The organism is Cupriavidus sp. 05L411 (assembly GCF_056398045.1).
In genome coordinates this window covers 1-20386 of record NZ_JBFTOQ010000074.1, presented here as the reverse complement: position 1 = coordinate 20386, position 20386 = coordinate 1, and the positions used below count along the sequence as shown (strand labels likewise).

Genomic DNA, 20386 nt, shown 5'->3' with positions numbered 1-20386 from the left:
TTGCTGGTCATGACCTGCGGGCCCGGCTGGATGTTGTGGATGGTCATCGCGCCCACCATCAGCGCCATCACGGCGTTGGGCGGAATGCCCAGCGTGAGCAGCGGGATGAAGGAGGTCTGCGCCGCGGCGTTGTTGGCCGATTCCGGACCCGCGACGCCTTCGATGGCACCCTTGCCGAATTCATGCGAGTACTTGGATGTCTTCTTCTCCAGCGAATAGGCCGCGAAGGAAGCCAGCGCCGCACCGCCGCCGGGCAGGATCCCCAGGATGGAGCCGAGCGCGGTACCGCGCAGCACCGCTGGTGCCATGCGCTTGAAGTCCGTCTTGGAGGGCCACAGGTTGGTGACGTGATCGGTGAAGGTCTCGCGGTTTTCCTTCTGCTCCAGGTTGGCGATGATCTCGGCAAAGCCGAACATGCCCATGGCCAGTGCGACGAAGTCGACACCGTCGGTCAGCTCCGGCACGTCGAACGAGAAGCGCGCGGCGCCCGAGTTCACGTCGGTGCCGACCAGGCTCAGCAGCAGCCCCAGCACGATCATGGCAACCGCCTTGGGCAGCGAGCCCGAAGCCAGCACCACGGCGCCGATCAGGCCCAGGCACATCAGCGAGAAATACTCGGCGGGTCCAAACTTGAATGCCAGTTCCGACAGCGGCGTAGCAAATGCGGCCAGGATCAGCGTTGCCACGCAGCCGGCGAAGAACGAGCCCAGGCCGGCGGTGGCCAGCGCCACCCCCGCTCGCCCTCGCCTGGCCATCTGGTAGCCATCGATGGTGGTCACCACCGACGACGACTCACCCGGCAGGTTAACCAGGATGGCGGTGGTGGAACCACCGTATTGCGCGCCGTAGTAAATGCCGGCCAGCATGATCAGCGCSGCCACSGGCGGCAGCGTGTAGGTCACCGGCAGCAGCATGGCGATGGTCGCCAGCGGCCCGATGCCGGGCAGCACGCCGATCAGCGTTCCCAGCACGCAGCCGAGAAAGCAGTATCCAACGTTCTGTAATGTCAGCGCCGTGGAGAACCCAAGGGCCAGGTGTTCGAATAGTTCCATGAGGCTGTCTCCCTCGCCTGCAGTGAAACCCGGGCCGCGCATCTGCCGCAAGGCAGGCACGGCGGTCCAGGCTACGCGCGGTATTTTTTGCGGAATTGCGCGCGAATCGGAGGAAGCTGGCGCGGCGCGAGGCCACGCTGGTTTCCGCCACAGATCGTCATCGACAGCAAGCGCGCGCGCATAGGCGCACCCCAATGGCTTACCAAGCACAGTAGGCGCGAGTGCTTTCATCCGCCTTTCAGTGACGGCCGCTGCGGGTATGTCCCGATACGCCTGAGTGATGCCCGAGTGATGCCTGAGTGACGCCGACGATTCCTTGCGCCCGAAAAGCAACGCCCCGGACGAAATCCGGGGCGTTGTCACATGGCCAGCCGCTCGCCTGGCAGGCAAGCGGGCGCACTGCATTACTTACTGCTTCGTCGTGTCCTTGCCCATGGCGTCCTTACCCATCGAGTCCTTGCTCATGGAGTCTTTGCTCATGCTGTCCTTGCCCATCTTGTCCTTGCTCATCTTGTCGTGGCTCTTGCTCATCTTGTCCTTGCTCATGGTGTCCTTGCCCATGGTGTCCTTGGCCATGCTGCTGTCATTGCTCATGGCATCCTTCTTCATGGCGTCCTGGGCAAAGGCATGCCCCGCAAACAGCATCGTGGTCGAGAGCAGGGTGGCTGCGAAAAGTTTGTTCATGAAGATCTCCTTGGGTTGGTCAGTGTGCAGGCCGGCATCATGCCGGCCAATTTCAAGCGGATCAGGATCCGCCGAACCAGTTGTATCCCTGGTCTTCCCAGTAACCGCCGGGATACGTGTTGGTGACGTACAGCGCCATGATGTGCTTGGGGTTCTTGTAGCCAAGCTTGGTCGGCATGCGCAGTTTCATGGGGAAGCCGTACTTGGGCGGCAGCTTTTCCCCGTCGTAGGTAAAGGTCAGCAGCGTCTGAGGATGCAGCGCGGTAGGCATGTCGATGCTGGTGAAATAGTCGTCGGCACAGCGAAAGCCCACATACTTCGCGCTGGTGTCGGCACCCACGCGATGCAGGAATTCCGAGAAGGGCGTGCCACCCCACTTGCCGATGGCGCTCCAGCCTTCCACGCAGATATGGCGCGTGACCTGCGAAGTCTGCGGCAGCGCGTAGAGCTGCTCGAGCGTCCACGGATCCTTGCGCGCCACCATGCCGCCGACTTCCAGCCGGAAGTCGGCACCGTCGACCTCGGGCACTTCGTCCTCGCCGTAGAAGGCATTGAACGGGAACGGCCGCGTGATCATGGACTCTGCGTAGGTGGGCGCGAGCCGTTTGGGGTCGAACAGCCAGCCTTGCACGCGATCGTTGAAGCGCGATACCGCGGTGAGAAAGCGCTCCACCGAGGCGTCGTCGCTCAGGCTGCAGCCCGTCAGCATCGACAGCCCGCCMAGCGTGATGGCGCGCTTGGCGAACAGGCGGCGCGACGGCATATCGAGTTCGCGCACGGCGTCTCGCAGGATCAGGCGCCGGTCAAGCGTGACGATGGGTTTGGACTTGTTCATGGCGGTTCTCCGCGATGCGGCTCTGTGGATTCAGTTCTTTGGATGCGTTTGCGTGAGTACGGCCGGCGATCAGCGGCCGCGCAGCATGATCAGCAGCGTGCGTGGCACCAGCGCCACCATGGCCACATGCACCACGATGAACAGCACGATGGCGCTCATGCATACGAAGTGGACCCAGCGCGCCGCGTCATAGCCGCCCATCAGCTCGCGCAGCAGCGGGAATTGCACCGACTTCCAGATCGCCAGGCCGGACAGCACCGTGACCACGATGACCACCACCACGCCCAGGTACATGGCCTTCTGGGCCGCGTTGTATTCAGCCAGGTCCGGGTGCGCCAGCCGGCCGCGCAGCGCCGCGGCGACATCGCGCAGCGCGGCGGGCACCGACAGCGGCAGGAAGCGGCGGCGGAACCGTCCGGTGAGGACGTTCATCAACAAGTAGAACAGCCCGTTGGCGACCAGCAGCCACATGGCGGCGAAGTGCCACTGCAGTGCCCCGCCCAGCCATCCGCCGAGCGTGATGCCCTTGGGGAAATGCAGGCCGAACAGTGGCGACGCGTTATAGATGCGCCAGCCGCTCATCACCATGATGATGACGGCGATGGCGTTGAGCCAATGGGTGATGCGCACCCATGCCGGCTGGATGGAGGCGGACGTTTGTCCGCGGCGGCCGTGTGCGGGCCGCGATAGCTGGGAGGCTGTGTCCACCGTCTTTCTCCAATGTTCCGTGGCGCTCGCAGGTGCGGCTGCAACGGTTTATGTGCCTTTGTCGACGGTGGCGGCACGAACTTACACGCGGGACGGAAATTTTTCCTGGCACGCGGGCACGTCGGCAACGGGTATCCCCGGAGTCACTCAGCGAGCTCGGCGAAAGAAGGTACGGACTGCTGGGCGACGCATGGACGGCTACCCGCACTCTTGACATTAGCACTCCGCCCGCGAGACGCCAAAGGCGATCGATGCCCGCCCCCACGGCCCGCTACAATGCTGGCGGGCCGCGCGGCCAGCGCTGTCCCACCGCGCGTGCGGCCCGGCCTACCCGGAGCCGCATGCCGCCGCCCCGACACCATCCCCGGACCCCAGGATCTCCGCATGCCTTTGACCGCCGAGCAGCTTATCGAATACATGGATTTCGCCGCAGGCCTCGCGCAGGCCGCCGGCAACGCCAGCCTGCCGTACTTCCGCAGCGCCCCGGCGGTAGAGGACAAGGGCGGCCGGCACTTCGACCCGGTCACCGCGGCCGACAAGGCAGCCGAGCGCGCCATGCGCGACCTGATCCTGGCGAAATACCCGGAGCACGGCATCCTGGGCGAAGAAGAAGACCGCGTGGCCGGCAGCTCGCCGCTGACCTGGGTGCTCGATCCCATCGACGGCACCCGTGCCTTCATTACCGGGCTGCCGCTCTGGGGCACGCTGATCGCGCTCAACGACGGCCAGCGCCCGGTGATCGGCATCATGGACCAGCCGTTCACGCGCGAGCGGTTCAGCGGCGATGGCAGCCAGGCATGGCTCAACGGCCAGYCCCTGCGTACCCGGCCGTGCGCCGACCTGGCGCAGGCCAAGCTGATGTGCACCACGCCGGAGATGTTCGAGGACGCGGCACAGTTCGCCGCCTTCCGCCGCGTGGCGGACGCCGCCCGCATGCAGCGCTACGGCGGCGATTGCTACGCCTACTGCATGGTCGCGGCAGGCCACGTGGATGCGGTGGTGGAGGCCGGCCTGAAGGCTTATGACGTGCAGGCGCTGATTCCCATCGTGCAAGGCGCTGGCGGCGTCATGACCAGTTGGACCGGCGGGGATGCGCAGCAGGGCGGCACCGTGGTGGCCTGCGGCGACCCGCGGCTGCACCAGCAGATACTCGCGTTGCTGAATGCGCCTGCTTGAGCACTCCTGTTGCCCGGGGGCGCCGGCCGGGCTTGCTATCATGCTGGCCGCAACGTCCGGCGCCGAAAAAACGGCTCACCCAGCAAGGCCATCCCGGCCCGGACTTAACCATGCAGTAGGAAAGAACCAGAAACATGATGTCAAACGCTTGCGGCCTAGATTTCGGCACGTCCAATTCCACGGTGGGCTGGTGCCGGCCGGGACAACCCACGCTGTTGCCGCTCGAAGATGGCAAGCTCACGCTGCCCTCCGTGATCTTTTTCCATTCCGAGGATCCGCTGGTCAGCTACGGCCGCGCCGCGCTTGGCGACTACCTGGCGGGCTATGAAGGCCGGCTGATGCGCTCGCTCAAGAGCCTGCTCGGCACCTCGATGATGGAGGACAGCACCGAGGTCATGGGGCAGGCCATGCCGTTTCGCAAGCTGCTCTCGCACTTCATCGGCGAGCTCAAGCAGCGCGCCGAGACCTCGGCCGGCGCCAGTTTCGACAAGGTCGTGCTGGGCCGCCCGGTGTTCTTCATCGACGAAGACCCCAAGGCCGACCAGCTCGCCGAGCAGACGCTGCGCGAGATCGCGGCGGATGCCGGCTTCAAGGACATCGAGTTCCAGTATGAGCCGATCGCAGCGGCCTTCGACTATGAAGCCACGATCGCGCGCGAGGAACTGGTGCTGGTGGCCGACATCGGCGGCGGCACCTCCGACTTCTCGCTGGTGCGCCTGTCACCCGAGCGGGCCGGCAAGGTCGACCGGCGTGGCGACATCCTGGCCAACGGCGGCGTGCACATCGGCGGCACGGACTTCGACAAGAGCTTGAGCCTGGCGAGCGTGATGCCGTTCCTGGGCCTGGGCAGCGAGCTGCGCAACGGCAAGGCGATGCCTTCGGGCCAGTATTTCGACCTGGCGAGCTGGCACACCATCAACCTGGTCTACACCCGCAAGGCGTGGTCGCACGTGATGGACAACTATCGCGATGCCGCCGACAAGGTCAAGCTGGACCGCCTGATCAGCCTGATCAAGCAGCGCGCGGGCCACTGGCTCGCAATCCAGGTGGAAGCCGCCAAGATTGCCTTGTCGGGCGAGCCGCAGACGCAGCTCGACCTGGGGCGCATCGCCCCGGGCGAGACCATGGCGATCAGCCGCGCTGACTTTGACCAGTCCATTGCGAAGCTGGTTGGCAAGACCGAGGTGACGGTGCAGGCGTTGTTGCGCGATGCGGGCGTGCAGGCGGATGCGATCGACACTGTATTGTTTACCGGCGGGTCCAGCAGCGTGCCGTTGCTGCGTGAGCGGCTGTCCGAGCTGATCCCCGGGGCGCAGCGGATCGAGGGCGATCTGTTTGGCGGCATTGGTTCCGGGTTGGCGCTGGATGCCCGGCGCAAGTTCGGATAGGCGCCTCGAACCTGGCAGTACCACTTGAAGGCCGGCGCCATGCGCCGGCCTTCATGCATTCATCCCCGCATGCTAATGTCCCATCTTCGCGAATTCGCGTTTTCGAAGAGGCACCACATGCATGCGGGTATCGTCGAAGCCAGCTACGGCTCCGATCCGGTTGGCCTGGTCAGCGGCTTTCGCTTCCTGCCCGGCGAGCCGGGCCAGCCCATCGATTCCGCCGCGGCCGCCGCGTGGCTCGGGCAGCCCCCGCCGGGCGACGAGTTTCTTTGGCTGCACTTCAATCTGTCGCATAGCGCGTGCGAGCGCTGGCTCAAGGGCCAGCTCGACCTGCCCGAGGGATTCTTCGAGGCGCTGCGCGAGGGCTCGCGCTCCACGCGCATCGAGCGCCTGGATACGGCGCTGCTCGCGGTGGTCAACGACGTGATCTACAACTTCGGCGTGGCCACCACCGATATCTCCACGCTGTGGGCCTGCGCCGACCGCCGCATCCTGGTGACAGCGCGCATGAAGCCGCTGCGCTCGGTTGACCAGCTGCGCGCCGCGGTGCGCCAGGGCGAGTTGTTCCACACGCCGCTGGCGCTGCTGGTGCATTTGCTGCGCGACCAGGCCGATGTGCTGGTGCGCATCGTGCGCGAAACCAGCGTGACCGTGGACCAGGTCGAGGATCGCCTGCTCTCGCATCGTCTGCACGGCAACCGCGCGGAGCTTGGCGCCATGCGCCGCGGCCTGGTGCGCTTGCAGCGGCTGCTCGCGCCCGAGCCTGGCGCGCTGTTCCGCCTGCTCAACCGGCCTCCAGCCTGGCTGCAGGACCAGGACATCCAGGATCTTCGCTCCTCCACCGAAGAGTTCTCCCTGGTGCTGAGCGACCTGGCCGCGCTGGTCGAGCGCATCAAGCTGCTGCAGGAAGAGATCGCGGCCAAGCTCAACGAGCAGACCAACCGCACGCTGTTCACGCTGACGCTGGTCACCGTGCTGGCGTTGCCGATCAACATTGTCGCCGGCTTCTTCGGCATGAATGTGGGCGGGATTCCGCTGGCGGACCATCCGCACGGTTTCTGGGTGCTGGTGGTGCTGGTGGCCAGCTTTACCGTGCTGGCGGGGCGCTGGGCCTTCCGTAAGCAGGGCAGTTACTGAGCGCGCGGGTAAAGAGTCACGGACGCGTCACATCTCGCGGTTAGCCTGCCAGTCACCACGTTGTTGCGAACAGGAGTTAGCGATGAGACCAGACGAGAATGCGCTGATTCGGCGCATCCACCGCGAGGTGGCCGATCACTATGACGAAGAACTCGAACTGGAGCTGGAAGACCACCATGTCGATACGCTGTTCGGCGAAGCCGGCGGCGGCCTGGACGACGCCGAGCGGGCTGCGCGGCGGCTTTACTTCCGCGAGCTGTTTCGCCTGCAGGGCGAACTGGTCAAGCTGCAAAGCTGGGTGGTGGAGACCGGCCACAAGGTCGTGATCTTGTTTGAAGGGCGCGACGCGGCCGGCAAAGGCGGCGTGATCAAGCGCATCACCCAGCGGCTCAATCCGCGCGTGGCCCGGGTGGCGGCGCTGCCGGCGCCCAACGACCGCGAACGCACCCAGTGGTATTTCCAGCGCTATGTCTCGCACCTGCCGGCGGCGGGCGAGATCGTGCTGTTCGACCGCAGCTGGTACAACCGCGCTGGCGTGGAGCGCGTGATGGGCTTYTGCACYGACGACCAGTACGAAGAGTTTTTCCGCTCGGTGCCGGAGTTCGAGCGCATGCTGGTGCGCTCAGGCATCCAGGTGATCAAGTACTGGTTCTCGATCTCGGACGAAGAGCAGCATCTGCGCTTCCTCTCCCGCATCCACGATCCGCTCAAGCAGTGGAAGCTCAGCCCGATGGATCTCGAATCCCGCCGGCGCTGGGAAGACTACACCCGCGCCAAGGAAATCATGCTGGAGCGCACGCATATCGACGAGGCGCCGTGGTGGGTGGTGCAGGCGGTCGACAAGAAAAAGGCGCGCCTCAATTGCATCCATCACCTGCTGCAGCAGATGCCTTATGAAGAGCGCGTGCAGCCGCCCGTGGTGCTGCCGCAGCGCGAGCGGCACGACGACTACTCGCGCCAGCCGGTGCCGGACAACATGATCGTGCCGGAAGTCTACTGAGCCTTCTTGTTCGCGCGCCGCGGCGACGCCTTGCGCGTGCGCCGGCAGCCCCTGCCGCAGCCGGTGGCGTTGTCGAGCCTGCGGATCTTGAGGCAGGCAGGCGCCGAGCTCATGCCGCGCTCATGCCGCGCTCCTGCAACCGGCGCGCTGCAGGATGAAGCCGGCCACGTCGTCGCGCACGGGCGCCAGCCAGTGCAGCGGGTCGGCGAACACGCCGATCAGCAACGTGTGGGAGAGCCGCGCGTAACTGCGGAACTGCACGGGCACGCCGCGCTGTTCCAGCCGGGCTGCCATTTGCGCGGAGTTGCGCAGCGGGTTGATCAGGCGGTCGCCGTCGTCCACGCCGATGAAGGCCGCGGGTGAGCGTGCATCGGCGTAGTCGATGGGCTGGGAGCCAGGCGGGTAGTCGGGGTGATGGAACACCGGCTGCGCCTGGCGGTTCTCGATCGGCAGGAAATCGTAGGCCCCTGCCAGCCCGATCCAGCCACGCAGCAGGGCGGGGCTTATGTCGAAGCGGCCGAGCCAGCGCGCATCGAGCGCGAGCATGGCGGCGTTGTAGCCACCCGCGCTGTGTCCCATCAGGAACAGCCGTTGCGGGTCGCCACCGTAGCTGGCGATCTCGCGCCGCGTCCACGCGACCGCGCGCGCGTTGTCCACCAGGAAATCCGGATAGCTGACTTCGGGGTAGAGTCGATAGTCCGGGATCACGGTCAGGATGCCGCGCGCGGCCAGCGCTGCCGCGACAAAGGCGTAGTCGGCCTTTTCCCCGCTGTTCCAGGTGCCACCGTAGAAGAACACCACGACCGGCGCCTGGCCCGGGCACACCGGCTGGCGCGGCGCGTAGATGTCGAGCCTGGCGCGTTCGCCGTCGCCGTAAGGCACATTGGCGCTCAGGGCATAGGCTTTGCTTTGGGTTAGACCATTGAGCACGTCCGCCGTGGAGCAGGCGCCAAGGCCGACCAGCGGCAGTGCCAGTAGGAGCGAAAGAAAGCGCGGTCTGAGCATCGGCAAGGCTTCCTCTTCGGTAGCTTTTTCAAGTGCTGCCAGCCATTCTTGCATAGTCGCCGCTAGTTGAATGCCACGCACACCTTGCACGTCTCGCCACGGTGCGCGCCCTGCCTGGCTCTGGCTATTCTCAGTGAAGGCTCGCTACAGGAGGTGTTCCTTGTTCGGCACCTGGGCTTGGGTCATCGGTGCGTTGCTCATCACCATGGGCTTGATCAGTTCGCAGGTAAAGCGGCTGCCGCTGTCGGCGTCGGCGCTTTACCTGCTGTTTGGCATCGGGCTCGGGCCATGGGGGCTCGGCCTGATCCGGGGCGACGTGACGGATCGTGATCATGCGGCCGCGCTGGAGATCGTGACGGAGATCGCCCTGCTGGTATCGCTGTTCGCGGTGGGGCTGCGGCTGCGTGTGCATCCGCGCGATCGCCTCTGGCGCATCGCGCTGCGGCTGGCCACGGTGGGCATGCTGCTGACCATCGCCATGCTGTTCGCGATTGGCTTCTGGGTCATGGGCTTGCCAGCGGGCGTGGCCCTGCTGCTCGCGGCCATCCTGGCGCCAACGGATCCGGTGCTGGCCTCCGACGTGCAGGTCGAGGATACGCAGGACCGCGACCGGATGCGCTTTAGCTTGACCGGGGAGGGCGGGCTCAACGACGGCGCCGCGTTTCCTTTCGTCATCCTTGCGCTTGGCCTGATGGACGCGCAGGATGCCGGCGTTGGCTGGCAGCGCTGGCTGTGGGTCGACCTGCTGTGGGCCTCCCTGGCCGGCCTGGCCCTGGGCTGGAGCATGGGCTGGCTGTGCAGCCGCGTGGTGCTGGCCCTGCGCAAGCGCCAGCATGGCGCGGCCGGCATGGAGAGCTTCTTCGCCGTCGGCCTGATCGGGCTGGCTTACGGCGCCGCGCTGGCCGTGCACAGCTACGGCTTCCTGGCGGTGTTTGCCGCCGGCATGGCCATGCGCCACGTCGAGCACCAGGAGAACCAGGACGTCGAGGCCGACGAAGTGCTGGGCGCGACGGTATTCTCGGAGCAGGAGAGCACGGCCGTGCAGCACGACAAGGCTGCCGCCTACCTGGCGCACACCGTCAGCGAGTTCTCGCTGGACCTCGAGCGGCTAGCCGAGCTTAGCGTGATGGTGGCGGTGGGCGCGCTACTCTCCGTACGGATGCTGCGCTGGGAGTACCTTGGCCTGGGGCTGGCGCTGATCCTGGTGGTGCGCCCGCTGGCCGTGGCGATCTCCACCATCGGGGCGGCGCTGCAGCCGGCGCAGCGCCGGCTCATTGCCTGGTTTGGCGTGCGCGGCATCGGCTCGGTCTACTACCTGGCCTATGCGCTTGCGCATGGCGCGGATTTCCGCCACGGGGCCATGCTGGCCGACGCCACGCTCTGCGTGGTGGTGCTCTCAGTGGTGCTGCACGGCTCATCGGCCACGCCCCTGATGGCGATGTACCGGCGCTGGCGCGGCGCCGCCAAGGCCTGATCCGTTGGCTTGCACATCGGTTCTGGCACCCGCCGGCAGTCTTCTCCCTCTCTTCCCCTCTTTTCTCCCTCGTTAAAGCTCTTGTCCCGGATGCCGTTATTTCTGTGGCTCAGGCCTCGTGTGCCCAGGCCAGCATCCACAGAACAAGAATCGGAGCTTTAGAACATGAGGGGTCCTCTCTTTCGCCGACGCGCAGGCCTGCTCGCTGCACTGCTGGCCGCGATGTCTGTCGCCGCTTGCGGTGGCGGTGGCGGCGATGCGCCGGCTGCCGCCCAGGCAACCGCGAGTCCTTCCGTGCCGGTCGCCAGCGCGCCCGTGCCGCCCACGCTGGCGCCGGCCTGCGGCGGCTGCGGCGCCGTGGATGCCAGCGATTACTCGGGTTCCGGCGTCGGCGTCTGGTCCGCCTCCAACACCACCGGTGCGCCAGCCGATGTGCCCGTTGCCATCGGCGGCGTGAACGGCAAGGCCGTGACGCTGCTCTACACCAACGGCGCCACGGCRCAGGCCATGCCGGCCGGCTTGTCGCTGTCGGTGATCCAATCCGTGCTGGGCAACCTCTCGATTCAGTCGGTCTCCCCGGGGCAGGACGAACAAACGCTGCGCGACATTGACGAGTTCAATCGCACCGGCTGGGCGGCACTGGCCGGCGGCAAGCAGGTAGCCAGCCTTTCCGAAATCGCACCGCCACCGCCGCTCGCTTCCGTGGTCAACGATACCAAGAGCTGGTATCACACCGACGGCACGCGCCGCGCGGCCACGCTGGTCAAGCAAGTCAGCACGGCAGACGCCACCACCGTCAACATCTGGGTGGAGACCACCGAGTCGGCGCCTGGCAAGGTCACCGGCACCCTCGTCGACACGCTGGCTGCCGCCTTCGCTAGCGGCGGCGGCATCTACGACATGCTGACCTCGGTCGGCGGCCCGTTGTGGGGCGCGCACAGCTACAACAACCTGATCGCCGGCAGCGGCCAGCCGGTGGATATCGTCGTGCTCAACTTCGACAATAACGGCAAGCCATTCGGCACGGTGGGCTATTTCTGGGGCCTGCACAACCTGAAGGCCACCTCGGATCCGCGCAGCAACGAGTCGCTGTCGCTCTATCTCGATTCCGAGACCCTGTACCTGGGCGGCACCGAAGGCCTGAAGTCGATGAAGATGACGATGGCGCACGAGGGGATGCATATGCAGAACTTCTACCGCCGCGGCGTCAAGGCCGGCCAGCAGTACGCATTTGACAGCTGGCTGGAAGAAATGTCCGCGATGATGATGGAGGACTTCGCCAGCCAGACCATTGACCCCACCTACAACGCGATCCGCGACGTGCGCTTCCGGGACTACGTGAGCTACGGCAACGGCAACTTCAACTGCAATATGCTGAACTTCACCGGTTTCGGCGCCACCTGCGAGAGCTATTCGGTGTCGGGCAGCTTCGGCGGCTTCCTGGACCGGCAACTCGGCCTGGCCTTCTACAAGGACTTGCTGGGCCGGACTTCCAGCGCGGACTCCAAGACCGTGCTCGACCAGGCCATCAAGGCCGCGCGCCCGGACTCCGGCTTCAGCCAGGAACTGTTGCGCTGGAGCGTCACCAGCAATTCGCTGATGCCAGCCGCGACGTCGCCGTCGCGTTTCGGCTACCCGGCCCGTGTCGATGGCGGCTTTACGCTCCCGCTGATCGATCCGGACCTGTTTCGCGCCTTGCGCAAGCTGCCGGTGGCCGTGCCCGCGACGCTGCAGCCGTACGGCAGCTTCCCCGTGGTTCGCAGCAATGTGGGCGCCACGTTCAGCGAGACCGTGCGCGTGCCTGCCGGCGCTACGCTATCCGTCGTGGTGTACTGACTGTACTGACCGCTAAGCGCAGGCTCGCCGGATCTGCCTCCGGCGGCTCCCGGGCGGCGATGTTCGCCGCCCGGACTTGTCAATCCAACAAACCTCATGCGCCGATTCCTGCCCTTGATTGCTGCCCTGTCCGTCGTGCTGGCCGCTTGTGTGCACGCGGTGCCGGCCGGGCAGTCCATCGCCTTGACGGGCACGGTGATGGTCAAGGGCAGCGCCCTGTTCCAGCAGCCGGTGCTGGTCACCGCCGATGGCGAGGCATGGGTGCTGGAGAAATTCCCTGTCGGCGAGGCCGAGGCGTTGCGCGGCCAGAAGGTGGGTGTGACCGGTACCGTGCTGCGCGCAAACCAGCCCGGCACGTGGGCGCCGGCCATCCGCGTCGAGCGGATCGAGGCTGTGCCGGACGGCGCGCCCGCGCGCTAGATCCGGATAGCTCCGGCCTGGTCAGTCGCTCGGGCCCGCGCGGTCGGGGAACGCCTCTTCCAGCGTCAATACCGTGCCGGTCAGGCTACCGTCATAGCCGGGCAGGGCATCCACCACCTGCCGGAAACCGGCGCTCCTGAGTGCCGCGACGGCGCCGGCCAGCGCTGGGCTTTGCAGGCGTTCCCGCTCGATCACAAAGAAGTACCGTTCCTTGAGCACCGGTACGAAATCCAGCCCGAAGCGGCGCGCCGCCGTCTCCACGCCGAACCCCGCATCCGCCATGCCGCTGCCTATATAGGCGGCCACCGCGGCATGGGTGAACTCGCCATTGCTGTAACCCTCGATGCGCCCGCTGTCGATGCCGCGCGCCTTGAGCATCAGGTCCAGCAGCAGCCGCGTGCCGGAACCGGTCTGGCGGTTGACGAAGCGCACGTCGGCGCGGCAGAGGTCTTGCAGCGTGGTGACCTGCTTCGGGTTGCCGGGGCGCACGAAGATGCCTTGCGAGCGAACCGCGAGCTGGATCAGGCAATGGGTCTGCGGGCGAATCCATGCGGCAAAGCTCGCCAGCATGTCCCGCTCGAATTCGCCGATCGGCACATGGAAGCCGGCAATATCGCACGCGCCTTGCGCAAGTGCTGCAACCGCCTCAAGGCTGCCGCAGTATTTCAGGTCGTGGCGCACCTGGTGCGCATCCAGGAAGTCATGCAACGCCGCCACCGCGAAGCCATGGCTGGCGTGCAGGCGAAGCGTGGGGCCGGGTTGGTCCACCAGCTTCTTCAGTTCGATTTCCAGCTCCGAGGCCAGGCTTTCCAGCGTGGGAGACAGCCGCGCGGCGATGCGCTTGCTGGCCCACACCAGTTGCTGCGCCAGCGGCGACAGCGCGCTGCCGCGCCCGCGGGTCTTGGCGATCAGTGCGCCGCCGAACAGGGTTTGCGCGTCGCGCAGGATGCCCCAGGCATAGCGGTAGGACAGGCCGGTCGCCTGCGCCGACTGGCTGATGCTGCCTGTGCTTTCGATGTGCCCGAGCAAGGTGACCAGGCGGGACACGTCTAGTGGGGCGCTGGCGGCATCGCTGTCGTCGCGGATTTGGAGGTGGGGCAGGATCGATATGCGAATCATATGAGAAAAATAGCATATTGCTCGAACGTGACCAACTGCCTATAGTCCGCTCGAAGAGGCATGGCACCCGTTAAAAGCCCGCTTAGCTGGCCAGGTGAGATGGGGAATGCCCGTTCAGAGCCCCCAATATATGAAAAAAATAGCATATAACGCGGTCGCCGCGACACGGCGTCCCGCACCCTGCAGCAAATCCTGGCAAGACGCGCAAGCCAATGCGCCACAACGTCTGCCGCTGGCGCCGCGCTTGAGCGCTTGCGCTGGCCCGAGCTGCGCCACCAGGAGACTCGATGTCTGATTCCGCTGCCAAGCCAGCCGATACACCAGCCGCCGGCGCCGTGCGCGACCCGGTTGCCCGCATCGTGGCCGCGCGCCGCGAGATGCCGGGCGCCCTGCTGCCCATCCTCCACGAGATCCAGGACACGGTAGGCTACGTGCCCGCCGGCGCCTTGCCCGAGATTGCCCGCGCGCTCAACCTGTCGCGCGCGGAGGTACACGGCGTGGTCACCTTCTATCACCATTTTCGCGACAGCAAGCCGGGTCGGCACGTGGTCCAGGTCTGCCGCGCGGAAGCGTGCCAGTCGGTTGGCAGCGAGACCCTTGCCGCGCACGCCGAGCGCGCGCTGGGCTGCGGATTCCATGAAACCACCGCCGATGGCGAGTTCACGCTGGAGCCGGTGTATTGCCTCGGCCAGTGCGCCTGTGGCCCGGCCGTGATGATCGACGGGGAACTGGCTGGCCGCGTCACGCCGCAGCGCTTCGATGCGCTGATCAAAGCCTGCGCGGACGTGGCAGTGGACCACGAGGTGCAAGCATGAGCATCACCGTTTTCGTACCCCGCGATTCCAGCGCGCTGGCCATGGGCGCCGATGCGGTGGCCCGCGCCATCACGCGTGAGGCCACGACGCGTGGCGCCAGCATCGAACTGGTGCGCAACGGCTCGCGCGGCATGTTCTGGCTTGAGCCGCTGGTTGAAGTGCAGACCCCCGCCGGACGCGTGGCCTATGGGCCGGTTACCGCCGAAGATGTCGCCGCGCTGTTCGACGCCGACTTCCTGGCGGGTGGCGCACATGCGCTGGCGCAGGGGCTCACCGAGGAAATCCCGTTCCTCAAGGGGCAGGAGCGCTTGACTTTTGCCCGCATGGGCATCACCGATCCGCTCTCGCTCGCTGACTACATCGCACACGATGGCTATACCGGCCTGACCCGCGCGCTGGCGCTGGACGGCGCGCGGATCGTGCAGGAAGTGACCGACTCCGGCCTGCGCGGACGCGGGGGCGCGGCGTTTCCCACTGGCATCAAGTGGCAGACGGTGCGCAACGCGCAGTCGCCCATCAAGTACGTGGTCTGCAATGCCGATGAAGGCGACTCGGGCACCTTCTCCGACCGCATGGTGATGGAAGGCGACCCGTTCATGCTGATCGAAGGCATGACCATCGCCGGCCTAGCTGTCGGCGCGGAGCATGGCTACATCTACGTGCGCTCGGAATACCCGCACGCCATCGCCGTGCTGGAATCCGCCATCGGCATCGCGCAGGCGGCCGGCTGGCTGGGCGACGATATTCGCGGCAGCGGCCGGCGCTTCCGGCTCGAAGTGCGCAAGGGCGCCGGTGCCTATGTCTGCGGCGAGGAAACCGCGCTGCTGGAAAGCCTGGAGGGCAAGCGCGGCGTGGTGCGCGCCAAGCCGCCGCTGCCGGCTATCGAAGGGCTGTTCGGCAAGCCCACCATCATCAACAACGTGATCTCGCTGGCCACCGTGCCGGTGATCCTCGCGCGCGGCGCACAGTTCTATCGCGACTTTGGCATGGGCCGCTCGCGCGGTACGCTGCCGTTCCAGATCGCCGGCAATGTGCGCCAGGGTGGGCTGGTGGAGAAAGCCTTCGGCGTGACCCTGCGCGAACTGCTTGAGGGCTACGGCCAGGGCACGCGCAGCGCGCGGCCCATCCGCGCGGTGCAGGTGGGCGGCCCGCTGGGCGCGTACCTGCCGGTGTCGCGGCTGGATACGCCGATGGACTACGAAGCCTTCGCCGCGTTTGGCGCGGTGCTGGGGCATGGCGGCATCGTGGTGTTCGACGACACCGTCGACATGGCCAGGCAAGCCCGCTACGCGATGGAATTCTGCGCCATCGAATCCTGCGGCAAGTGCACGCCGTGCCGGATCGGCTCCACGCGCGGCGTCGAGGTGATCGACAAGATCATCGCGGGCGACCAGCCGGTGAAGCACGTCAAGCTGGTGCGCGACCTGTGCGACACCATGCTGGGCGGATCGCTGTGCGCCATGGGCGGCATGACGCCGTACCCGGTGCTGTCGGCGCTAGACGCATTCCCGGAAGACTTTGGCGTGGCAGTGCCAGCCAAAGCTGCCTGAGCGTAGCGCCTCAGCCTATCGAACCGGCGCTGCCACTGCGCCACTCTGAATCACCAGTATGCGGCCCAGGCCGCAGCGGGAGCCCGCCTTGAACACACGCAACGAAATCGACTTCGGCACGCCGGCCAGCAATTCACAACAGCAGGTCACCCTTGAGATCGACGGCGTCGACGTGACCGTGCCCGCCGGCACCTCGCTGATGCGCGCCGCCGTGCAAGCCGGTGTGAACGTGCCCAAGCTGTGCGCCACCGATAGCCTCAAGTCCTTCGGCTCCTGCCGCCTGTGCCTGGTCGAGATCGAAGGCCGGCGGGGCTTCCCCGCCTCGTGCACCACGCCGGCCGAAGCCGGCATGAAGGTGAAGACGCAAACCGACAAGCTGGCCGACCTGCGCCGCGGCGTGATGGAGCTGTATATCTCCGACCATCCGCTGGACTGCCTGACCTGCCCCACCAACGGCAACTGCGAGTTGCAGGATATGGCCGGCGTGGTCGGCCTGCGCGAAGTGCGCTACGGCTACGACGGCGCCAACCACCGCGCCGAGGCCAAGGACGAGTCCAATCCGTATTTCACCTACGATCCCTCCAAGTGCATCGTGTGCAATCGCTGCGTGCGCGCCTGCGAGGAAACCCAGGGCACCTTCGCGCTCACCATCAGCGGCCGCGGCTTCGATTCGCGCGTGACGGCGGGGCAGGGCGACAGCTTCATGGATTCCGACTGCGTGTCGTGCGGTGCCTGCGTGCAGGCGTGCCCTACCGCCACGCTGGCCGAGACCTCCATCATCCGCATGGGGCAGCCGGAGCACAGCAAGGTCACCACTTGCGCTTACTGTGGCGTGGGCTGCGCCTTCAAGGCGGAGATGAAGGGCAATGAAGTGGTGCGCATGGTGCCGTACAAGAACGGCCAGGCCAACGAGGGGCACTCGTGCGTGAAGGGCCGCTTCGCCTTTGGCTATGCGACCCACAAAGACCGCATCCTGAACCCGATGATCCGCGCCAGGATCACGGATCCGTGGCGCGAAGTGTCGTGGGAAGAAGCAATCAGCCACGCGGCCTCCGAGTTCAAGCGCATCCAGGCCAAGCATGGCCGCGACGCCATCGGCGGCATCGTGTCCTCGCGCTGTACCAACGAGGAAGGCTACCTGGTGCAGAAACTGGTGCGCGCCGCCTTCGGCAACAACAACGTCGATACCTGCGCGCGGGTTTGCCACTCGCCCACCGGCTACGGCCTCAAGCAGACGCTGGGCGAATCCGCCGGCACACAGACCTTCCGCTCGGTGGAGAAGGCGGACGTCATCATGGTGATGGGCGCCAACCCGACCGACGGCCATCCCGTGTTTGCCTCGCGCATGAAAAAGCGCCTGCGCGCCGGCGCCAAGCTGATCGTGATCGATCCGCGCCGCATCGACCTGGTCGATTCGCCGCACGTGCGCGCCGACTTCCACCTGCAATTGCGTCCCGGCACCAACGTAGCGGTGGTGACGTCGATGGCCCACGTGATCGTCAGCGAAGGCCTGATGGCCGAATCGTTTATCGCCGAGCGTTGCGAGGACCGTGCGTTCCAGCAATGGCGCGACTTCGTCATGCTGCCGGAGAACTCGCCGGAGGCCATGGCCGAGATCACCGGCATTCCCGCCGGGCAACTGCGCGGCGCTGCGCGCCTGTACGCCACCGGCGGCAATGCCGCGATCTATTACGGCCTGGGCGTGACCGAACATGCGCAGGGCTCGACCACCGTGATGGGCATCGCCAACCTCGCCATGTGCACGGGCAATATCGGCCGCGAAGGCGTGGGCGTGAACCCGCTGCGCGGACAGAACAACGTGCAGGGCTCGTGCGACATCGGCTCGTTCCCGCATGAACTGCCCGGCTACCGCCACGTGTCGGATTCCACCACGCGCGGGCTGTTCGAATCCGCGTGGAATGTGGAGATCAGCCCGGAGCCGGGCCTGCGCATTCCCAATATGTTCGAGGCCGCGCTGTCCGGCAGCTTCATGGGCCTGTACTGCCAGGGCGAAGACATCGTGCAGTCCGACCCGAACACGCAGCACGTGTCGGCGGCGCTGTCGGCCATGGAATGCATCGTGGTGCAGGACATCTTCCTCAACGAGACCGCCAAGTACGCGCACGTATTCCTGCCGGGCTCGTCCTTCCTGGAGAAGGACGGCACCTTCACCAACGCCGAGCGCCGTATCTCGCGCGTGCGCAAAGTGATGCCGCCCAAGGCGCGCTATGCCGACTGGGAAGCCACCGTGCTGCTGTCCAATGCACTGGGCTATCCGATGGACTACAAGCATCCTTCCGAGATCATGGACGAGATCGCGCGGCTCACGCCCACCTTCAGCGGCGTCAGCTACCAGCGCCTGGAAGAACTCGGCAGCATCCAGTGGCCGTGCAACGACGCCGCGCCCGAGGGCACGCCGACCATGCACATCGACGCATTCGTGCGCGGCAAGGGCAAGTTCATCATCACCCGCTACGTGCCCACCAACGAGCGCGTGAACCGCAAGTTCCCGCTGATCCTCACCACGGGCCGCATCCTGTCGCAGTACAACGTCGGCGCGCAGACACGCCGCACCGAGAACGTGATGTGGCATGACGAAGACCGCCTGGAGATCCATCCGCACGACGCCGAGGAACGCGGCATCAAGGACGGCGACTGGGTCGGCGTGCAAAGCCGCGCGGGCGAAACCGTGCTGCGCGCCATCGTCAGCGAGCGCATGCAGCCGGGCGTGGTCTACACCACCTTCCACTTCCCCGAGTCCGGCGCCAATGTGATCACCACCGACAACTCGGACTGGGCGACCAACTGCCCCGAGTACAAGGTCACCGCGGTGCAGGTCATGCCGGTGGCGCAGCCGTCCGAATGGCAGCGCCAGTACCGCGATTTCCACGATCAGCAGATGCAGTTGCTGCAGGCGGCCAGCGCCGAGGCAGGGCCGGCATGACACTGTGCGAACTCGCCATGGCCGACGCCGAGCCGGCCACCCACAGCACCTTCGAGGTCAGCCGCAGCCACCTGGGTGAGCTGGCACTGGAGGACGACGAGATTGCCGAGGAAGTGCCGGTTGCGCTCGAGTACAACGGCATCTCGCATGCGGTCATGCTGGCCTCGCCGGCCGATCTCGAAGACTTCGCGCTGGGCTTCAGCCTGAGCGAAGGGCTGGTGGCCAGCCCGCGCGATGTTTATGAGATAGAGACCGAGGTCCGCCCCGAGGGTATCGCGGTGCGGTTGCGCATCGCGGCGCAAGCCTTCGCCGCGCTCAAGGATCGGCGCCGCGCCATGGCGGGCCGAACCGGCTGCGGCCTGTGCGGCACCGAATCGCTGCAGGAAGTCATGCGCGCCCCGGCACCCGTGAGCAGCGGCGCCAGCTTCAGCGACGAGGCGATGTACGCCGCATTCGCGCAGTTGCAGACCCGGCAGGAACTGCTGCGTCACACCGGCGCCACGCACGCCGCCGCGTGGCTGCGCGCCGACGGCCAGGTCGCGCTGGTCCGCGAAGACGTGGGCCGCCACAACGCGCTCGACAAACTGATCGGCGCGCTGGCACGCACCGGCGAGGACCGCTCGCGCGGCGCCGTGCTGGTGACCAGCCGCGCCAGCTACGAAATGGTGCTGAAGACCGCCAGCGCCGGCGTCGGCGTGCTGGCCGCCGTATCCGGCCCGACCGCGCTCGCGGTACGCCTGGCGCTGGATGCCGGCGTCACGCTGGCCGGCTTTGTACGCGCCGGCCGGCACGTGGTCTACTCCCACCCCCAACGTTTGCACAGCAGGACGGAACAAGCATGAACTCCGACAACCTCGTCAAGATGGCGAACCAGATCGGCACCTTCTTCGAAGCCATGCCGGACCGTGAAGAAGCGGTGGCCGATATCGCCAGCCATATCAAGCGCTTCTGGGAACCACGTATGCGGCGCGCTTTGCTGGCGCGGCTGGATGGGAGTGAAGACGCCGGGCTGGATGAGATTGTGCTGTTGGCGGTGACGAGGCATCGGGGGGTGTTGGAGTGAATGGGTTGGTTGCTGTTTTTTTGAGCGGCGTTGGTTTTTGGACCCAAGGGCCATACGACATCCCCCTGCGGGGGCTGCCGGTCACTCTTCTTTGCGTCGGTGTATAGACCGGGGACATAGGTGACGGGTGTGCGAGGACATGGTTGACACTTTCGGGCAATGAATCTGCCCGGAATCCGA

Annotated in this window: 18 protein-coding genes; 12 read left to right on the top strand and 6 right to left on the bottom strand. The window is 66.3% G+C overall.

The features are described 5' to 3' along the window. From AC1DQR_RS38225 to AC1DQR_RS38210, 4 genes are all read right to left on the bottom strand, one after another. A partial coding sequence (locus AC1DQR_RS38225) for a tripartite tricarboxylate transporter permease (protein ID WP_477134946.1) occupies positions 1–1052 on the bottom strand: 1052 nt, incomplete at its 3' end. Positions 1053–1460: 408 nt separating this feature from the next. Further along, positions 1461–1736, bottom strand: a complete 276-nt coding sequence (locus AC1DQR_RS38220; protein WP_477134945.1) for a pentapeptide MXKDX repeat protein — start codon at positions 1734–1736, stop codon at positions 1461–1463. 61 nt (positions 1737–1797) lie between these two features. Then, the gene (locus AC1DQR_RS38215; RefSeq protein ID WP_459372991.1) at positions 1798–2571 is read right to left on the bottom strand and encodes a molybdopterin-dependent oxidoreductase; all 774 of its coding nucleotides are present in this window, start codon (positions 2569–2571) and stop codon (positions 1798–1800) included. Positions 2572–2640: 69 nt separating this feature from the next. Further along, a complete protein-coding gene (locus AC1DQR_RS38210) occupies positions 2641–3279 on the bottom strand; it encodes a cytochrome b/b6 domain-containing protein (RefSeq protein WP_416047723.1) in 639 nt (212 codons plus the stop codon). 384 nt (positions 3280–3663) lie between these two features. On the opposite strand from AC1DQR_RS38210, the gene hisN reads away from it, so the two are divergent. The 4 genes from hisN to ppk2 all read left to right on the top strand — a co-directional run bounded on the left by hisN (position 3664) and on the right by ppk2 (position 7980). After that, the gene (gene hisN, locus AC1DQR_RS38205; protein WP_477134944.1) at positions 3664–4455 is read left to right on the top strand and encodes a histidinol-phosphatase; all 792 of its coding nucleotides are present in this window, start codon (positions 3664–3666) and stop codon (positions 4453–4455) included. A 134-nt stretch (positions 4456–4589) separates the two neighbouring features. Beyond that, positions 4590–5843 (top strand): Hsp70 family protein, encoded by a 1254-nt coding sequence (locus AC1DQR_RS38200; RefSeq protein ID WP_043344176.1) that lies wholly within the window; start codon positions 4590–4592, stop codon positions 5841–5843. A 117-nt stretch (positions 5844–5960) separates the two neighbouring features. Beyond that, complete coding sequence (locus AC1DQR_RS38195) at positions 5961–6980, top strand: transporter (RefSeq protein ID WP_416047725.1); 1020 nt, start codon at positions 5961–5963, stop codon at positions 6978–6980. 82 nt (positions 6981–7062) lie between these two features. Next, positions 7063–7980 carry a polyphosphate kinase 2 gene (ppk2, locus tag AC1DQR_RS38190; protein ID WP_416047726.1) on the top strand — a complete coding sequence of 306 codons (918 nt, stop codon included), beginning with the start codon at positions 7063–7065 and terminating at the stop codon, positions 7978–7980. 120 nt (positions 7981–8100) lie between these two features. Here the strand turns inward: ppk2 and AC1DQR_RS38185 are convergent, their stop codons facing one another. After that, positions 8101–8985: an alpha/beta hydrolase gene (locus AC1DQR_RS38185; RefSeq protein WP_477134943.1), complete on the bottom strand. Its 885-nt coding sequence runs from the start codon at positions 8983–8985 to the stop codon at positions 8101–8103. Between the two features lie 160 nt (positions 8986–9145). Here AC1DQR_RS38185 and AC1DQR_RS38180 point away from each other — a divergent pair, with 160 nt between their 5' ends. The 3 genes from AC1DQR_RS38180 to AC1DQR_RS38170 all read left to right on the top strand — a co-directional run bounded on the left by AC1DQR_RS38180 (position 9146) and on the right by AC1DQR_RS38170 (position 12715). Further along, on the top strand, positions 9146–10459 hold the full coding sequence (locus AC1DQR_RS38180; protein ID WP_477134942.1) for a cation:proton antiporter: 1314 nt from the start codon (positions 9146–9148) through the stop codon (positions 10457–10459). A gap of 165 nt (positions 10460–10624) precedes the next feature. Continuing rightward, on the top strand, positions 10625–12295 hold the full coding sequence (locus AC1DQR_RS38175) for a M30 family zinc metallopeptidase (protein ID WP_416047729.1): 1671 nt from the start codon (positions 10625–10627) through the stop codon (positions 12293–12295). Positions 12296–12391: 96 nt separating this feature from the next. Further along, positions 12392–12715: a hypothetical protein gene (locus AC1DQR_RS38170; protein WP_416047730.1), complete on the top strand. Its 324-nt coding sequence runs from the start codon at positions 12392–12394 to the stop codon at positions 12713–12715. A 21-nt stretch (positions 12716–12736) separates the two neighbouring features. On the opposite strand, the gene AC1DQR_RS38165 is transcribed toward AC1DQR_RS38170, so the two are convergent. After that, a complete protein-coding gene (locus tag AC1DQR_RS38165; protein WP_416047731.1) occupies positions 12737–13834 on the bottom strand; it encodes a substrate-binding domain-containing protein in 1098 nt (365 codons plus the stop codon). 287 nt (positions 13835–14121) lie between these two features. Here AC1DQR_RS38165 and AC1DQR_RS38160 point away from each other — a divergent pair, with 287 nt between their 5' ends. The 5 genes from AC1DQR_RS38160 to AC1DQR_RS38140 all read left to right on the top strand — a co-directional run bounded on the left by AC1DQR_RS38160 (position 14122) and on the right by AC1DQR_RS38140 (position 20206). Next, entirely contained in the window at positions 14122–14649 is a 528-nt protein-coding gene (locus tag AC1DQR_RS38160; RefSeq protein WP_477134941.1) for a formate dehydrogenase subunit gamma, read from the top strand. Next, complete coding sequence (locus tag AC1DQR_RS38155) at positions 14646–16199, top strand: formate dehydrogenase beta subunit (protein ID WP_416047733.1); 1554 nt, start codon at positions 14646–14648, stop codon at positions 16197–16199. The genes AC1DQR_RS38160 and AC1DQR_RS38155 overlap by 4 nt, the downstream gene beginning before the upstream one ends. 88 nt (positions 16200–16287) lie before the next feature. After that, the gene (gene fdhF / locus AC1DQR_RS38150; protein WP_477134940.1) at positions 16288–19143 is read left to right on the top strand and encodes a formate dehydrogenase subunit alpha; all 2856 of its coding nucleotides are present in this window, start codon (positions 16288–16290) and stop codon (positions 19141–19143) included. Beyond that, entirely contained in the window at positions 19140–19985 is an 846-nt protein-coding gene (gene fdhD / locus AC1DQR_RS38145; RefSeq protein ID WP_416047735.1) for a formate dehydrogenase accessory sulfurtransferase FdhD, read from the top strand. The genes fdhF and fdhD overlap by 4 nt, the downstream gene beginning before the upstream one ends. Next, entirely contained in the window at positions 19982–20206 is a 225-nt protein-coding gene (locus AC1DQR_RS38140; protein WP_416047736.1) for a formate dehydrogenase subunit delta, read from the top strand. The genes fdhD and AC1DQR_RS38140 overlap by 4 nt, the downstream gene beginning before the upstream one ends. The last annotated feature ends 180 nt before the right edge of the window (positions 20207–20386 follow it).

What these genes read in the sequence shown, in the direction of transcription:
- AC1DQR_RS38220 (WP_477134945.1), bottom strand. Translation starts at nt 1,736, where the DNA reads ATGAACAAACTTTTCGCAGCCACCCTGCTCTCGACCACGATGCTGTTT.
- AC1DQR_RS38200 (WP_043344176.1), top strand. Translation starts at nt 4,590, where the DNA reads ATGATGTCAAACGCTTGCGGCCTAGATTTCGGCACGTCCAATTCCACG.
- AC1DQR_RS38195 (WP_416047725.1), top strand. Translation starts at nt 5,961, where the DNA reads ATGCATGCGGGTATCGTCGAAGCCAGCTACGGCTCCGATCCGGTTGGC.
- AC1DQR_RS38185 (WP_477134943.1), bottom strand. Translation starts at nt 8,985, where the DNA reads ATGCTCAGACCGCGCTTTCTTTCGCTCCTACTGGCACTGCCGCTGGTC.
- AC1DQR_RS38170 (WP_416047730.1), top strand. Translation starts at nt 12,392, where the DNA reads ATGCGCCGATTCCTGCCCTTGATTGCTGCCCTGTCCGTCGTGCTGGCC.
- AC1DQR_RS38165 (WP_416047731.1), bottom strand. Translation starts at nt 13,834, where the DNA reads ATGATTCGCATATCGATCCTGCCCCACCTCCAAATCCGCGACGACAGC.
- AC1DQR_RS38160 (WP_477134941.1), top strand. Translation starts at nt 14,122, where the DNA reads ATGTCTGATTCCGCTGCCAAGCCAGCCGATACACCAGCCGCCGGCGCC.
- AC1DQR_RS38155 (WP_416047733.1), top strand. Translation starts at nt 14,646, where the DNA reads ATGAGCATCACCGTTTTCGTACCCCGCGATTCCAGCGCGCTGGCCATG.
- fdhD (WP_416047735.1), top strand. Translation starts at nt 19,140, where the DNA reads ATGACACTGTGCGAACTCGCCATGGCCGACGCCGAGCCGGCCACCCAC.
- AC1DQR_RS38140 (WP_416047736.1), top strand. Translation starts at nt 19,982, where the DNA reads ATGAACTCCGACAACCTCGTCAAGATGGCGAACCAGATCGGCACCTTC.